Origin of the sequence: Moritella sp. 5, assembly GCF_018219455.1 — a bacterium.
Classification (GTDB): domain Bacteria; phylum Pseudomonadota; class Gammaproteobacteria; order Enterobacterales; family Moritellaceae; genus Moritella.
In genome coordinates this window covers 4,010,680-4,025,664 of sequence record NZ_CP056122.1, presented here as the reverse complement: position 1 = coordinate 4,025,664, position 14,985 = coordinate 4,010,680, and the positions used below count along the sequence as shown (strand labels likewise).

The following is a 14,985-nucleotide window of genomic DNA, read 5'->3' as shown; positions in this document are numbered from 1 at the left end:
CGTTCCAACAGTGTGAATAATATTGCGCTTCTTTAGAAATATAATTCCATCGCAAACAAATAAACTCCTAACGATAAGTCGCCGTTATCACATAGGAGGAAGCATGAGTAAAAACATTATTCTTTGTCTAGATGGTACATGGAGCAAACCAGATGAGGATCCGCATGCAGAAAACGAAGAAACTAATGTTCGGAATTTGTGGGAGATCTTAGATAAAACCCAACCAAAGCGGCAAGTGGTGTATTACGACGAAGGCGTCGGTTCGGACTGGTACAATAGTCTCATTGGTGGGATATCAGGGTGGGGGCTGGCTAAAAACATAAGAGAAGCCTATTTCGAATTATGTAAACATTATGAGCATGGCGATAAAATCTTTATTTTCGGCTTTAGCCGAGGCGCATATACCGCCCGTTCACTCGCTGGTATGATCTACAGTTGTGGACTGTTAAATAAAGACCGGCTTACTGAGACGGCGATTGAACATGCTTTCGATGTTTATAAGCATGCAGATAACCACGAAAAAAACAGTTTTAAACAAAATAATATCATGTGTCAGATCGAAGTGATTGGCGTATGGGACACTGTCGGTTCGCTTGGTATCCCTATCGGGTTCTTAAAAGCAATCACTCATCAATATCTCCAATTTCATGATACAACACTTAACAAAGATGCTTTGCATGCATACCATGCCGTATCAATCGATGAGCAGAGAGAAACGTTTAAGCCTACCTTATGGGCAACGCGTGCTGGTGCTGACAATCAAGTTATAGAGCAGGTTTGGTTTTCGGGCGTTCATGCTGATGTCGGCGGGGGATACAAAGAAAGGCACCATTCTAATGTCGCATTTAATTGGATGATAGCCAAAATAAAACACAAAGTAGAATTAGATTCTCGTCATTACCCTTACCCTGAAGATGTATCGAAAAAAATACATGATTCATACAAATTTTACTACGGAGGAAAGGAGCCAAGGGTTGCATCGGTAACCGATATAAATACCCCAAGTGTCCATGTCTCTGTACTCCAAAAATTAAAGCTCATTGTTGACTACATACCACTCGCGTTAGTTGATCTTAACAGTAGGGGCGGACTTGAGCCTTATAAAGTCGTGAAGTAAAGCTAGCGGTATCAAATATCAGGTAAATGCCTTACATTAACTTTGCCTACAGTAATAATTCCTGCTAGATTTAACTTAATCTTTATCACAGGCTTAAAGTCTGATAATAGAATTAATGCATGATAATACCTTAAGTGAGATTGCAGGGCTGGCAGCCTTTTCTATTAGATACAAACCACACGGTTGTATGGTGATATTAAATTGTGGGTTATTCCATACGGATACCCGGCTCGCACACAGAGGTCCCTACCGTAGTGCGGCATCAATTTTATATTGGATACAATTATGCCTGTAAAAAACGCACTTCGTACTACTCCTGCACTTCAACATTACAAACAAGTTTCGTTTGAGACACTTGCCGCCAGTTGGTTTACTTTCGATGGCTGGGAAGTCTCTGCTCCTATCATTGACCATGATATGAAAACCGACCTACTGGTAAGTGATGGTAATAACTTTTACCGGATCCAAATCAAAACAATCGAGTCCCATGATGAATCCCATGTTGTGGAAAATAAATGGGGTGATGCCAAAATTGATTATGTTATTTATTTCTCTAGGGAAGATAATTGGGGTTATATCTTAAAGCCCTTCAAGCAGAGAACTAAACGACTTAACTCCGCTGGTAGCATTCGCTTTCATCAGCATCATAAGCCTTTTATCAAAGCTTTTAATAAGATTTAGATGTTTGTATTGTAGTGGTGTTAATTATGCAACATCACCACATTAATAATTAGATATAAAACCATACTTTTTTGATTCATATGCATTTCACATACACGCTAAAATCACCTTATTATTAAACTTTATTATAAGGGAAAATATTGTGATAACACGACCGAGTCTATTACGTACACAGCTGGCTTTTAGAGACGTCTATGATGATGTTGGTAAAACCGTATCTGGTGTTGGTGATAAAATTGGCGGTAAAGTCGATTACAACATCAATACCCTAACAGCAGAGCAGGGACGTTTTGAAAATGCTTGTGCTATACGTATGAGTTATGTATTGAACAAAGTTGGTGTGAAAATTCCGTTCATGAAAGGGAAAACTGTTTCAGGTGGTAAAGGAAATTGGTATCTCTATAAAGTAAAAGATCTAATTAAATTTTTGTTTGATACTTTTGGTGAACCAGATATTGTAATTAACCACCCAGCGGCTTCAAAATTTTCGGAACATAAAGGAATACTTGTTGTGGAGGTGAGTGAATGGGTAGATGCTTCTGGGCATGCAACTATTTGGAGTGGACTACAGTGCACTGATCATTGCTACTTTCCTCAATCAAATAAGGGATATTTATGGACGTTAAAAGATTAATCATAACCATGTTAGCCTGTATTTTAAGTGTTACTAGTTATGCTCATGAGTTAGATAAAGCGACTGAAAAACAGCTGTTTAACAATTATGCCTTGGCAATGTGTTTAGCAACTGAATACAAAGATTCTGATATTCATGATGACGCCATTAAAGCCCTTAATGGTTATCGAGAGTTTGGCAATATGACATTGGAAGCTTATGCTGCGCTTAATGATACATATAAAACGTGGGAAACTAGACCATATACCGCCAAATCAGGCTCAACATTGGAATTAGCTCGTTGTATCGATTTTCAAAACTCAAAGGATGTTGCTGCCATATTCGATATGAACAATCCTTGTAAAGATCCAACTACGTGGGATAGCGCAGATAAATTTAGCGTTAGGTGCCAATAGCGGCTGGATTGGCTGTTTCATAAAAGAGACAGGTATAGCATACGAGCGAGGGCGATAGCATAATGACTTTTGAATTAATAAAAGATAAGTTCTTATTGATCATCGCAGGGCTTGGATTTGCAGCATTTGCATTTATTGGATCTCCTTTGATAACAGAATATATCGATGTTTATTTTATCGTTATCATTGTTGTTATGTTCTGTGTTGACAGGTTAGAAATCAGAAAATTAAAAGCTGAAATAAAACAACTTAAAAGTAAGTCTTCGGCGAAGTAAGTTTCATAATGACGACAGTTCGTAATAGGGGTAAAACTTGGTCGAGCGTAATTAAAGCATATCTGTAGTGTTAATCGCACTGCCGTTTTTAATTGAAGATTATGATTTTATACTGTGTTATTTGTATATTTCTCAGAGCTAGTTAAAATACACAGCGATAGAGCAATAGAGAAAGTCGTACATTACAGGTTAATCTGCTCAGATGAAGTCATCGATGCAGTACGCCACCTGATATTGTTAATAGATAGATGACCTAACAAGGCAAAGCAATCTGACCAATCACTGTGATATTCCTAGACTTTACTGAAATACCTAATTTATATTGTAATGCTTGTGTACCCATCTATCTCTACCTAATTTTTTTGCTTCATAAAGTGCGTTATCTGCGACCTTAATTATATCTTTAATAGTCGCACCATCAAATTTAGTAATGAGTGTAGAGCCCATGCTGCAAGTTATTTTTATATCGTTATGCTGTGGGATATTAATATCTTTGACGCACTTAAGTACGCGTTTAGCTATCACATCTAATTCTAGCATTGAGGTATTGGTTAAAATTATGGCGAATTCCTCTCCACCAATACGCGCATGGAAGTCGTCATCTTTACGTAATGCAGAGGAAACCGCATTGACCACTGCAATTAAACATTCATCTCCGACATCGTGACCATATTTGTCATTTATTTTTTTAAAGTAATCAAGATCATAAATAATGACTGAGAATGGAGTTTGTTGGTGAATTATTTTATCGCAAAATTCAACATACGAACGATGATTGGCAATGAGTGTAAGTGAGTCAGTATGTGCAATTTCATTTAATACAGTGGTTCTTTCTTTTACTTTATGCTCTAGTTCTTGAGACAAGCTCAGCGCTCTTTTAAGCGTTATAAATATACATGACAAACTAATTATTGAGAAAGAAATAAATATCACATAAGAGTATCTCATTGTTCCAGATAGATCTTTTTCATCAAGATTTAAGGGGATGGCAATATCAATTGCACCACGTACATCGCCTACTCGCCAATCTTTTTTAGGACTATCAGGATGATTATTATGGCAGGTTACACAACTTTTCGTCATAAAAATCGCTTCAGCGTAGCGTGATACTTGTATTCCATTAAGCTCTTCGATTCGTTCAAATGTTGGGGATGATGTAGTTAATTTTGAAAGAGCATCATGTTGAAAACTGTCTTGTGGTCCACCTATATTCTCTCTATTTTTAAACGGATATTGACTGTAGGTGTGCAACATAAATCCTGCTGAGGAACGAGTAACAGCTTCACCTAATTCAATAGCAAATGTAGTAGGGTTGGGAAGTGACAGTGGTTTCCCATGATATAAAGCTTCGACAGTAATATCTGGATGCAAATCTAGTGGTGTTGTATGAGCACTATATGAAATTCTAGCTTGGTTGATTGTAGTAGCTAACACTTCAGCAGTGCGGCTTGCTAATGTTGTGGCTACAGAGTGTTGGAAATTTTGGAGCATAAAAAACGAAATTAAAGAAAGTAACATAAAGATAAAACTGAAAACCGCGGCAGTTTTAATTTGAGTTGTTTTAATTTTATTAATCATAGGTTTCAGTGTTACTTTGTCGAAAATTGAATTTTATTATGGAATCTATCTTCTAGGTTTAAATATCCGTATGAAGGTACCATATAAGTTATGATTTAAACTAATGGTTTATTGGTATTTACTTCGAAGTAAAACCCTGATTGGTTGAAGCTATCTCCTATGTTAGGAGATTCTGGAAATGTGAACAGGTGGTTTACCTATTTACTTCATTTGGGGCGGCTGGCATCTGTTTAGGAAAACTTTTCATTCAGAGCATAAATTATTAAAACACCCCCCTTTATCTTTAGCCATGTTCTGTATCTTAATACTCCCGCCATTAATCATAAAGTGACTCGCAAACAAATAAACTCCTAACGATAAATAGCCGTTCATCACATAGGAGGAAGCATGAGTAAAAACATGATGAGCATGGCGATAAAATCTTTAGCCGAGGCGCATATACCGCCCGTTCACTCGCTGGTATGATCTACTGTTGTGGACTGTTAAATAAAGACCTTAATGGTTATCGAGAGTTTGGCAACATACATAAATGAGCTCTTAAGTTCTTATATGAGTATTCTTTTGGTTACGCGCAGTTTTCTTGATTATTCAACACTTTAATTCAAGGTATGTTACAGTTCTCAGTTAAATTACCTAAATGTTATCAGTGTGATATGTTACTAAATACCAAGTTTATACAAATTGTCCGCGATGAATCTTTATCTGTATATAAGGAGGCTATAAAGGATCGATCAATATATTTACTGATATTAGTTATGGTGCTATCAATATCAATATTTACTTTTTATCATGATTATACTAATCAATTACGTTTTTTTTCTTACTTTCATGCACTGGGATTTATCATACCAATTTCAACTTTACTCTATGTGATTTTTTACTATTTTAAGCGACTAATCAATAGAGAGCCCGACCCCATTAAGTGCTTTAATAACCCATTAGCACTAGTCTATGCGTCTAGAGCTAAATTGCTCTCATCTTTCTTACTCCTTACAGCAATTAGTCTATTTATGTCATGCTTTTCGACGATGAAAAACATGATACCTATCGTCAATATGTTTAAGTATGACGTGCTATTTCAAGAGCTAGATAGATGGTTTTTTTTAGGACACGACCCTGCTTTACTTATTCATAGATTAATCGAAAGTCCTTACGGGATTTTTATTATGAATCTCTGTTACAACCTTTGGTTTTTCATTATGTGGACAGTGGTGTGCTATTTTTTACTCGCATCTAACTCTGTAGTTAGAACCCGTTTTCTTATTAGTACGATACTGTGTTGGTCAATCATCGGTATCGTAATCGCCATGTTATTATCGTCTGCTGGACCTGCATTTGTCCCACGATTAAATCCTGAAAATCATGCCTATGACTTACTAATACAAACATTAGAAAACAAGCATAACTGGCTAATAGAACAAGGATGGCCTGGATTATCTAGTCTTTCTATGCAAAATAATTTATGGGATGCGTATGCAAATAATAAAGACATGTTAGGTAGTGGTATCTCAGCGATGCCAAGTATGCATGTTTCTGTTGCCGTTCTTATGGCTCTGGCAATCTCTAGTGTGAATCAAAAACTGGGATATGCACTGTGGGTATTTGCTTTTATTATTTTTATCGGATCTTTTGCCCTCGGATGGCATTATTTTGTAGATGGTATTGTCAGTGCTTTACTGACTCTATGTATCTGGCGTATATCCTCTTATGTCGGTGAAACCGATAGGCAGGTTATCTCTACAACTCGAATTTCTGAATAAATAAGCCACAACTGTAGTGGATTAGCGAAATTGGCCTCCTAATTAGGAGGCTTTTTAAGTCCCCGTTAGAAATGTCATGTTGCTCATTTAATTTCGATATTTACCATGAGACTTTTAATACTTATTTCCCTTGCTATAAAATTAAACGATAATAAAATCAGTTCTATACCTGTCCTGTTATACCTATGTTATACCTATGTTATGAGTCACTTGGTACGGAAACTATGAGCACTCCGATAATTATAATTACTATATTCTGTTGCCTGGCTGTATACGCGGGGATTTTCATCACTTACCATGTAGTTAAGTCTGATTTTTTGATAAGAAACAGAAGGTTATTTTAATAAGTGTGGCATGGTTGTTACCAATTATTGGCGCTGGTTTAATTTTTAGTTTATTAGCTGAAGATAAGCCGATTAAGAAAAGATCTAGTTTTCATTTATTAGATTATATTTTTTTAACTGCAGTTCTTACGCAGAACTCTAATAGTTTTGATAGTGGTTCTCCTGCGAACTATGATCAAAGCAGTAGTTGCGATTCAGACATATAGTAAGTCAATTTAAGCGGGACCTGAACCTCAGCTCTTTCTTTGTGGCCAAATTAATTGCGTTATTACAAAAGGCTTAAAGACTTATGTTTAAAAAGTTATATTTGTTATGCTTTGTTTTCTCTATTCAATACGGTCAAGCGGCAAGTTCCACCTATATAGACTTCTATGTTAGCAATGACATCCCTAAGAATCTTGTCGAATCAAAAATAACCAACTCAATTGCAGACTCAAACTTAGTGCTAAGTAACTCGTCTCTCCCATTAACTCGAAAGCAGGGCCATATTTATTTTTCTTCATCGTTGGCTGATGTGAATTATGATCGACTTGATTTAGTTATGATTCAATTGATGATTGAGGATTACAATCTGTACAAAAAACTAATTGATGGTAGTAGATTGTCAGTGTTATTAATGAAATCACCGACCTCAACAAAGAGTCTTTGCGGATCGACTGTATCTATTTCTTTTCCAAATATTGCGATTATTGATCTGAATTGTGACTCTCTAACTTTAGAACATGAACTAGGCCATTTATACGGTGCTCAGCATGAAACCGTATACGAAGAAGATTTAATTCCCTATGCCTATGCTGCTGTATGCGGAAGATATATAACGATCATGTCTTCTGTGACATCGTCGGTGAAAAATAAACAAATTATAAAAGCATATTCATTCCCTGAATTAAAGGTGTATGGCGATCAGTGTGGTAGTCATAGCACAAACAATAGAAAGGTTATGTTGGATAATATTGAAAAATTTCAATTCTATTAAAGTTTTGGAACCCCTTAATAAATGCCATAATATAGTTTATGAATAAATTAACATAGTAAGCTAGGCAATGAACGATACACACTTTTTAAACGTAGATCTGGATGTCGAATCAAAGCAGGATATTACCCCGATAGTCGAGTTTTGGGGGGATGAAATATCAGTGTTTCGACTTGAAGAAGTCGACGGTACTTGGTTCGGAGCCTTCGAAACGCTAGAGAGTGCTGAAGATGACATCATTGAAAAATACCATCAGCTAATAACAGGTTTACCATCTGATCTAAGGACCATTTGGGACTCTGCCATAAAACGTGTCTTTGATTTTGGCTATGATGGTGGTTCAACACCAAGGGCCTTTCAGTCCACGTTGAGTCAAGATTCGGTTTCAAAACTCGCTGACGTTGGTGGGCGAATTACAGTGACTATCTACGCGCCAGAGGAATAGTCGGGCGCAAACCATGCTATCTGGAAATTAAAATCCAGATGCAAGTAAACTAGTTTCTGCTACTTTTCTTGGACCGCTCTTTGCTATAGTCCATGAATATTCGATATGCTTTTAACAAAACTGACTGCACCTTGAACCTAAGTTGCAGACTTCATTAATATAATTATGATGCTCGACGTGTTAATGGAATTTCAGTGCCCAATTTTGTCAACATGATTTGCCATACATTGAGATCTCGACAACGGAATGCACCAGCACAACTTAGAAGGTAATATTTCCACATTAGATAAAATTTTTCACTGTAATTACTTGCAATATTTGTCCAATTTTTTTCAAAGTTTTCGTACCAAGCCATTAATGTTTTATCATAATCTGGACCAATATTATGCACACACTCAATGTTTAATTTGTTCTCGATAGCGCCTGATATTTGAGTCATCGAAGGAATAACGCCATTAGGGAAAATATATTTTTGGATCCAAGGATCACTTTCATTAATTGTTCTCGAAACTGAACCACCTATAGTATGGCAAAGGAAAATGGCATCATCTTTCATAAACCTTTTTGCACATTCAAAATATTCATAGTAATTTTTAGGTCCAACGTGCTCTAACATCCCAATAGATACTACACGGTCATAGGTTTCAGTGGGTTGGTAATCACGATAGTCTTGTAAAACAAAAGTAACATCTAGCCCTTCAGCATTAACTCTATCTTGACCTAATTTTTTTTGTTCTTTAGATAAGGTTAAACCATCACAAATAACACCGTAGTGTTCAGCTGCATATATCATAAAACTGCCCCAACCACAGCCGATATCGAGTATTCGCATACCTTTTTTTAGGTCTAGTTTACGACATACCAAGTCTAATTTAGCTTCTTGAGCCTCGTCGATATTACTTGAATCCTCCCAATAGGCACAAGTGTAAGTCATTCTTTTATCTAACATATTCTCAAATAGATCATTACCTGTATCATAATGAGATGAGACATCTTTTTTTGAACGTTCAATTGTTTGAGGATTAAAAAACTTACGTAATTTATTTTTACCTACTTCAACTCCAATACGAAGCTTTAATAAGCCATCTAGTTTTGACTCTATATCCGTACGTAAAATTTTACTAATTAACTCTGATATATCATCACATTTCCATTTCCCGTCCATGTAACCTTCACCAAAAGCGATAGAACCTTCAGTTAGTATATTAGTATAAAGCTCTTCATCATGAACTTGGATATCCCATGGACGATTACCATCGATCTGAATATCAGCTTTTAATAAAATTGATTGGAATAAATCTTTATTAGACATAAAAACTCTCTTGAATTGAATAAGAAATTAAATCGATATAATTTAAGACTCTAAAAAAGGGGGGAGCGATATTAATCGTCCAGCCTAAGCGTATAAATTATATTAATTCGGGGACCTTTCCAGTTAGGAGCTGTTGAACTTTAAAAATGTATTTTACTTGTATTACCGCCACGGCGTAATCCGATACCTTGATTATATTTAGATGCCGCGCCAGCATTGTGCTGATGAGCTTTGATATAGCTCCCATCAATGAACTACCACTCACAATCGCTGTTTTTAGAAAGTGTTCTAAATCATCGTAACAGAATGCCTTCCAATGTTTGACGATGTTCAGGTTTGTCATAGACACGCTCTTCAAGCAATATAGATTTTAAGTTTCGACCAGTGTTCATCCGTGAGCATTAATTAGGGCATAGTTAAACTTAATGACAGACCGAGAAAGAAACTTGATTACAAAACCCCTGCTCAATTAATGGCTGAGCATATAGTAGCGATAACTGTTTAGCGGTAATGTACTTCGAAGTTGAATCTGCCGATTTAAACGTGACCTGGACTTTCGAGATGGGTTTCACTCCTGTTTCGAATGAAGGTAATGTACGCTTGTTATTAGTCGTTATCAACTAACTTGTTGTTTTTTTACATTCTGAGTATTTTGTGAGCTCACGAGAGCATAATTTGACATGATAATATTGTTGAAGTCCCGGCTGATATGTCGGGATGAAGCGCTATTTTATGATGGATAATCACTTCTTGATTTTCTTCGCCAACTTTTTGATATGGGCTGGTAATGGTAATGACAATCATTATCATTTGTGTATAATCGGCGCTCCATGTTTTATAAGACGATAATAATGAAAAAATACACAGTATTAGTTTTATTCCTTGCTTTGGTTGGTTGTGACGGAAGTGATACATCAAATAATAGTGCTTACACGGCAGGAGTGACTGGCGAGTCGGCAGTGCCTGATAAGGTGAAAGTACCTGACGGGGTGACGGTGCCTGATAAGGTGGAAGTACCTGACACGTCAGTTATTAAGCTAACAACCGACCCAGTATTTCAAGTGAAGAAGGGCACTCGGTTTGTAACCGATCAACTTACGTTTAATTTTGTTAAAACCATTAATGCAGAAATTAAAGTTTATGATAAAGATCATGCGATGATTTTTGAGAAGGTTGTATCTTCTGCTGCATCTGAAATTACTGTTAATGTGGGCTCTGGGTACAATAATACAAGCCTTAAATATGGTAAATATTTTTATGAGATAAGTACTTCTTTACCTGATGGATCAGAAGAGAAAGTATTTAAGGGATCATTTGATAAAATTATTCGTCCTATAGCCACATTTACAAATAAGATTTCAGATATTAGTATTTTTGGCGATACGCTCTATGTAGCTACAGGCGATATGATGAAGGACGTAGAAGTTCGTTCCGTTAATATTAAATCGGATGACGTAACGCTACTGAATATATCTGGGAAGGATTTACCTAAACCTATTTATGATATGGCTAGAGTTGGTAATAAACTATATATGGGTGGTCGGAAGGATCAATATATGGGAGGGAAGCTACTTGTTGAGTATGACTTGGATAGCAACATCGTATCCGATCTAGACAGTCAATTATCATGTAAAACAAAGAATGATGATGAGTGTTCTGCTGTATTCAGTTTAACTTCTATGTTAGATAAGCTTTATATAGGGACTAGTGATGGATTATTTTCTCATAAAGATGACTTATTTTCTAAAATCACAGAGCATGGTCTAGATGAGTTTACAGACTTTAAATCTTTATTTGTTGATAGCCAGGATCGTATATGGGCGGGTTCTATGATAAAGGGTGGTATTTCTTATTATGCAAAAGGTTCTTGGACACCAATGACAGAGGTTAACTCCCAAATGCCTGCTGGCGGGATACTTGCTTTTTCTGAAGATAATAATAGAAATATTTACATGGCTAATAATATTAATGGATTAATAAAATATAATTCTGAATCTAATAACTTGAAGCAGTTTACACCTCATAATTCAGGGATTATAGATCATAATTTAGTATCTGTTGCATATACTGACGGGATTATTGTTGGCTCACATGATTATGGTATTGCTAAATCTGAAGATGGCTCCGATTGGAAAGTAACTGATAGTAGCAATTCTTTGATGGCTCCAATCAAAACTGATGCTTGTCAATGGAACCCCGATTCAGTCGCTTGTAAAAAGGTGTTGGTCGTTGAACGTATTGTTGAAAATAAAGATGGCCGAATTTTTGCCGCTATTGGTAAAGGTATTTACGAATTATATTAATTAATCAGAGGATTCAATTTAACTGCATCTTATAAATATTCTGGTGCAAGATGTGAGTATTTCATCAACATCAATAATTGATGCATGACGCACTATTCGCAGTAGCACCAGAATATTCCCACCATTTACCATAAAATAATTCGAAATCGAGTGCCGTAAAACATGACTCATTTTTCTTTCGATAACTGCAATTGTTTCCAAGCAATTAGGGAGTAAGAGCTATCGTTAGCCTATCTTAACGCTGCCACTCTGCGGGCGTTTTTAATCAGACGCCTTTTCTTGACCAAATATAAACGACGATAAACCGTATTTCATCGACTAAATATCAGGTGCAGTACACCGAGGATAGCTGGTTGCTTACTTTAAAAACCACTAATTTACAATGGTTTACGATGCTTTGCAGTGCTAGGCTTGTCACTGGTTCTGTCTTCAACTAGTATGCTTTACAGGTAAGACCAGTGGTATTCGGCTGGTCTTTTTTGTAAAGATGAAAGGTTCGTTGGTGGGTATGATATCAATATATGAAACGGGTAAAATGCGGGTCGAAATTGGTAATGAGGAAGTAGTAAAAACTTTTAAAATTAGACCAAGTTACAAAAAACGTTATAGTCGCGAAAAATTCGCGCTGCTCAGATTAAAAGGTCTATCTGGATTTCCTGAAATAATTAAATATAAAGACGATGATACCACTCTAACAATGACACGTTTGCTTGGTGAAAATAAGGAACAACTTTCTGATGAAGCACTGCAACATTTGTGCTTACTGGTTGATAGAATGTTATGTGCAGGTGTAGCTCGTCACTCTCTACCAGAGCGCGATTTACTTATTAAAGATGATAAGGTTTCTATCGTTGATTTTGAACGCGTGACACTTCGTGGTTCGACTTGGTCACCAATATGGTTTTTTTCTAAAAAAGTAACGCGCTTCCATCTACTTCGGCTAATTTCGCGACATAACCCAGCGCTATTATCTGAAGAAGAGAAAAATAAGTTGGCCTATTTTTCAAGCGTACGTGAAAAGTTACAAGTTCTAAAAAGACTTCGTACAAAAGGACGTAAAGTTTGGCGTCCAAAAACAAAGCCTGGTGAGTATACGAACAAATTTGAAAGTACAAAGGCGAAAAAATAACTTATCAGTGCGCGTTATTGTGTTTAATATCAACGGTGTAGGCGCTATTAAACATAAGGGTGATTTTGTACTATCTTGGTCTAGGTCCCAGTTAGAGTTTGCAGTATAACTCATTAAAGACAATAGACGTAAGTGACTGACTGTTATGTATGGGTCACTAACTCCCCGGTACGGTTGCTGTCAATATATAACCTTGAACTTACATTACTTATAAATAATGTAAGTTCATCACGACATTAATATTCAAATCAAATTTTTAGTTTTAATATTTGTCGTGTCTTTAATTTTGCCAAGTTTATTTAACCACTAACAGCCGCTTACGCGACGGACATTAGCGATGAATGTATCGATCTGCTCACGACCAGCAGCTGGATTCATGAATACCGCTTTCTCTCCCGGAATATAAGAATATTTACTGTGCTTGTTATAGGCAGAACGGGAAATGAATTCAACCCAGTTAGTATACAAACCAACCTTACCACATTGATTAAATACCTCACGATGCCACTGGCTATTTCGACGTAAACGTTCGGCATAGTCAGGGTTGGTCATGCACTGTTGCTCTATTTTAAATTCGGCATCCACATCAGTAACCCATTCTAGGTTATATAATCTGAATCCGACACTTGGCCCCTGATTTTCTGGGGCTATCAAGCGCACGCAGCCTAATTTTAATAATTCATGACGGAAGTAGTTGGCGTTCTGTAAACAGTGCGCCAGAACTATTTGGTAACCCTCTAAGCCCATATACTTCAGTGCAGAATAGGCACCAAACATACCTGCAGCACCACGTGAGCATTCAATTGTCGACTGAAGGTGAGTTTGCCCTTGCAGGTCATGTTCAAAATAAGAGAAATTTTCAGGATCATTCTCTAACGCTTTCATATCGTCTTTATTTTTGATCATAATCAGACTGGAAGTGTAAGGAACGTAACCCCATTTTTGAAAATCAACGGTAAAGGAATCTGCGTATTTTAGTTCCTTCACGCGTTGCATCGTGCGCTCAATGCCAGTGAGTGTGGCCTGATTAATCTCAAGTGGATTGCTGGCAAAGTCATAGCTATTAAAAAAGATCATTGACCAACCTACCGCAGCATCAACATGAATGTGCGGTCTAACGCTTAATTCATACTCTTCACATAAGCGATTACGAAGGTCATGCACTGGTTTTACTTGATCCACTGCAAAAGTATCTGTGGTACCCATTGTTAACATAATAGTAGGAACTCGGCAGTTAACTGCAAAGCAGGCGCGAAGTTGACTTTCCATATCGTCTAAATCAATATTATGGCTTTCTGTTACCTTGATACGGATTGTTTTTTTGCGAATATCCACACCAAGCAGAGACAGGCTTGTCATATTAGAATAATGGCCACCCTGAGAATTTAAGATACGGTAATCCTCAATCATGCCCATACCTGTGAACTTCGCATTCGGCAGTGATTTACGCAAACCTAGCAAGTAACCGTATAAATTACAGAATGTACCGCCCTGAGTGAATAGGCCTGTAGCTTGAGGTACATCATAATCCACCAGGCTGGCAATTTGGCGAACCACATTTTTTTCCAGCTGGTCAGCCATCCCTGAATATTCGCTGTAAACGAGGTTTGGATTGGCTAACGTCCCCATCATGGAGCCATAGATGGCCGGATCACAAGGCATAGTGACTACGTTTTCTACCGATGATGGGTTTTCCCAGTTTTTAGAGAGTGCCGCTGCAAATGCTAGTATATCGTCACACTGTCCAGTTGGTTTTGTACGACCAGATGGTATTGTTGAATTTTCAAGTAATGTTTGCTGTAGTTCAGGCCCGTTTGGATAGGCTGTTAAACGCTGATCTGGTGTTAATTCTAGAGATCGAAATTGAGTCATTGCCTTAAATCCTGGCTCTGCAAAAACAGGCCAGCGTGCTGGATCTCGGGAAAAATAATCGGCAAATACTTCCTGATAAAATTGCTGGAAGCGGGGCGAAACTTGATTTACTGAGTCTTCATTTAGCAAATTTAAACATGTTTTTCTCATCATAAATCCTTTACAAA

Annotated in this window: 14 protein-coding genes and 1 pseudogene; 11 read left to right on the top strand and 4 right to left on the bottom strand. The window is 37.0% G+C overall.

Annotated features, from left to right (window positions below; translation table 11 throughout):
• Positions 1-103 precede the first annotated feature (103 nt).
• The 5 genes from HWV01_RS17940 to HWV01_RS17920 all read left to right on the top strand — a co-directional run bounded on the left by HWV01_RS17940 (position 104) and on the right by HWV01_RS17920 (position 3,102).
• Positions 104-1,117 (top strand): DUF2235 domain-containing protein, encoded by a 1,014-nt coding sequence (locus tag HWV01_RS17940; RefSeq protein WP_211672834.1) that lies wholly within the window; start codon positions 104-106, stop codon positions 1,115-1,117.
• 285 nt (positions 1,118-1,402) lie between these two features.
• Complete coding sequence (locus HWV01_RS17935) at positions 1,403-1,798, top strand: group I intron-associated PD-(D/E)XK endonuclease (protein WP_211672833.1); 396 nt, start codon at positions 1,403-1,405, stop codon at positions 1,796-1,798.
• A 142-nt stretch (positions 1,799-1,940) separates the two neighbouring features.
• Positions 1,941-2,432: a type VI secretion system amidase effector protein Tae4 gene (locus HWV01_RS17930; protein WP_211672832.1), complete on the top strand. Its 492-nt coding sequence runs from the start codon at positions 1,941-1,943 to the stop codon at positions 2,430-2,432.
• Positions 2,414-2,827 carry a T6SS amidase immunity protein Tai4 family protein gene (locus tag HWV01_RS17925; protein ID WP_211672831.1) on the top strand — a complete coding sequence of 138 codons (414 nt, stop codon included), beginning with the start codon at positions 2,414-2,416 and terminating at the stop codon, positions 2,825-2,827. The genes HWV01_RS17930 and HWV01_RS17925 overlap by 19 nt, the downstream gene beginning before the upstream one ends.
• Before the next feature lie 62 nt (positions 2,828-2,889).
• Positions 2,890-3,102 (top strand): hypothetical protein, encoded by a 213-nt coding sequence (locus tag HWV01_RS17920; RefSeq protein ID WP_211672830.1) that lies wholly within the window; start codon positions 2,890-2,892, stop codon positions 3,100-3,102.
• Between the two features lie 312 nt (positions 3,103-3,414).
• Here the strand turns inward: HWV01_RS17920 and HWV01_RS17915 are convergent, their stop codons facing one another.
• Positions 3,415-4,680: a diguanylate cyclase domain-containing protein gene (locus HWV01_RS17915; RefSeq protein WP_211672829.1), complete on the bottom strand. Its 1,266-nt coding sequence runs from the start codon at positions 4,678-4,680 to the stop codon at positions 3,415-3,417.
• 419 nt (positions 4,681-5,099) lie between these two features.
• On the opposite strand from HWV01_RS17915, the gene HWV01_RS22535 reads away from it, so the two are divergent.
• The 4 genes from HWV01_RS22535 to HWV01_RS17895 all read left to right on the top strand — a co-directional run bounded on the left by HWV01_RS22535 (position 5,100) and on the right by HWV01_RS17895 (position 8,202).
• Positions 5,100-5,213: a phospholipase effector Tle1 domain-containing protein gene (locus HWV01_RS22535; protein WP_211675907.1), complete on the top strand. Its 114-nt coding sequence runs from the start codon at positions 5,100-5,102 to the stop codon at positions 5,211-5,213.
• Between the two features lie 75 nt (positions 5,214-5,288).
• The gene (locus HWV01_RS22530; RefSeq protein ID WP_371816342.1) at positions 5,289-6,440 is read left to right on the top strand and encodes a phosphatase PAP2 family protein; all 1,152 of its coding nucleotides are present in this window, start codon (positions 5,289-5,291) and stop codon (positions 6,438-6,440) included.
• Between the two features lie 633 nt (positions 6,441-7,073).
• Positions 7,074-7,760: a hypothetical protein gene (locus tag HWV01_RS17900; protein WP_211672827.1), complete on the top strand. Its 687-nt coding sequence runs from the start codon at positions 7,074-7,076 to the stop codon at positions 7,758-7,760.
• Positions 7,761-7,827: 67 nt separating this feature from the next.
• Entirely contained in the window at positions 7,828-8,202 is a 375-nt protein-coding gene (locus tag HWV01_RS17895; protein WP_211672826.1) for a hypothetical protein, read from the top strand.
• Positions 8,203-8,365: 163 nt separating this feature from the next.
• Here HWV01_RS17895 and cfa read toward each other — a convergent pair whose 3' ends face one another.
• Together cfa and HWV01_RS22430 are read right to left on the bottom strand one after the other, a co-directional pair.
• The gene (gene cfa / locus HWV01_RS17890; protein WP_211672825.1) at positions 8,366-9,514 is read right to left on the bottom strand and encodes a cyclopropane fatty acyl phospholipid synthase; all 1,149 of its coding nucleotides are present in this window, start codon (positions 9,512-9,514) and stop codon (positions 8,366-8,368) included.
• A gap of 146 nt (positions 9,515-9,660) precedes the next feature.
• Positions 9,661-9,916 (bottom strand): annotated as a pseudogene (locus HWV01_RS22430) (IS5/IS1182 family transposase); the annotation flags it as partial.
• A 449-nt stretch (positions 9,917-10,365) separates the two neighbouring features.
• Here HWV01_RS22430 and HWV01_RS17885 point away from each other — a divergent pair.
• Together HWV01_RS17885 and HWV01_RS17880 are read left to right on the top strand one after the other, a co-directional pair.
• Positions 10,366-11,817, top strand: coding sequence for a hypothetical protein (locus HWV01_RS17885; protein WP_211672824.1), 1,452 nt, complete (start codon positions 10,366-10,368; stop codon positions 11,815-11,817).
• A gap of 502 nt (positions 11,818-12,319) precedes the next feature.
• Positions 12,320-12,946, top strand: coding sequence for a hypothetical protein (locus HWV01_RS17880; RefSeq protein WP_211672823.1), 627 nt, complete (start codon positions 12,320-12,322; stop codon positions 12,944-12,946).
• A 306-nt stretch (positions 12,947-13,252) separates the two neighbouring features.
• On the opposite strand, the gene HWV01_RS17875 is transcribed toward HWV01_RS17880, so the two are convergent.
• Positions 13,253-14,971, bottom strand: a complete 1,719-nt coding sequence (locus HWV01_RS17875) for a pyridoxal-dependent decarboxylase (RefSeq protein ID WP_211672822.1) — start codon at positions 14,969-14,971, stop codon at positions 13,253-13,255.
• Between the last annotated feature and the right edge of the window lie 14 nt (positions 14,972-14,985).

What these genes read in the sequence shown, in the direction of transcription:
- HWV01_RS17900 (WP_211672827.1), top strand. Translation starts at nt 7,074, where the DNA reads ATGTTTAAAAAGTTATATTTGTTATGCTTTGTTTTCTCTATTCAATAC.
- HWV01_RS17895 (WP_211672826.1), top strand. Translation starts at nt 7,828, where the DNA reads ATGAACGATACACACTTTTTAAACGTAGATCTGGATGTCGAATCAAAG.
- cfa (WP_211672825.1), bottom strand. Translation starts at nt 9,514, where the DNA reads ATGTCTAATAAAGATTTATTCCAATCAATTTTATTAAAAGCTGATATT.
- HWV01_RS17915 (WP_211672829.1), bottom strand. Translation starts at nt 4,680, where the DNA reads ATGATTAATAAAATTAAAACAACTCAAATTAAAACTGCCGCGGTTTTC.
- HWV01_RS17935 (WP_211672833.1), top strand. Translation starts at nt 1,403, where the DNA reads ATGCCTGTAAAAAACGCACTTCGTACTACTCCTGCACTTCAACATTAC.
- HWV01_RS22530 (WP_371816342.1), top strand. Translation starts at nt 5,289, where the DNA reads ATGTTACAGTTCTCAGTTAAATTACCTAAATGTTATCAGTGTGATATG.
- HWV01_RS17875 (WP_211672822.1), bottom strand. Translation starts at nt 14,971, where the DNA reads ATGATGAGAAAAACATGTTTAAATTTGCTAAATGAAGACTCAGTAAAT.
- HWV01_RS17940 (WP_211672834.1), top strand. Translation starts at nt 104, where the DNA reads ATGAGTAAAAACATTATTCTTTGTCTAGATGGTACATGGAGCAAACCA.
- HWV01_RS17925 (WP_211672831.1), top strand. Translation starts at nt 2,414, where the DNA reads ATGGACGTTAAAAGATTAATCATAACCATGTTAGCCTGTATTTTAAGT.
- HWV01_RS17885 (WP_211672824.1), top strand. Translation starts at nt 10,366, where the DNA reads ATGAAAAAATACACAGTATTAGTTTTATTCCTTGCTTTGGTTGGTTGT.
- HWV01_RS17920 (WP_211672830.1), top strand. Translation starts at nt 2,890, where the DNA reads ATGACTTTTGAATTAATAAAAGATAAGTTCTTATTGATCATCGCAGGG.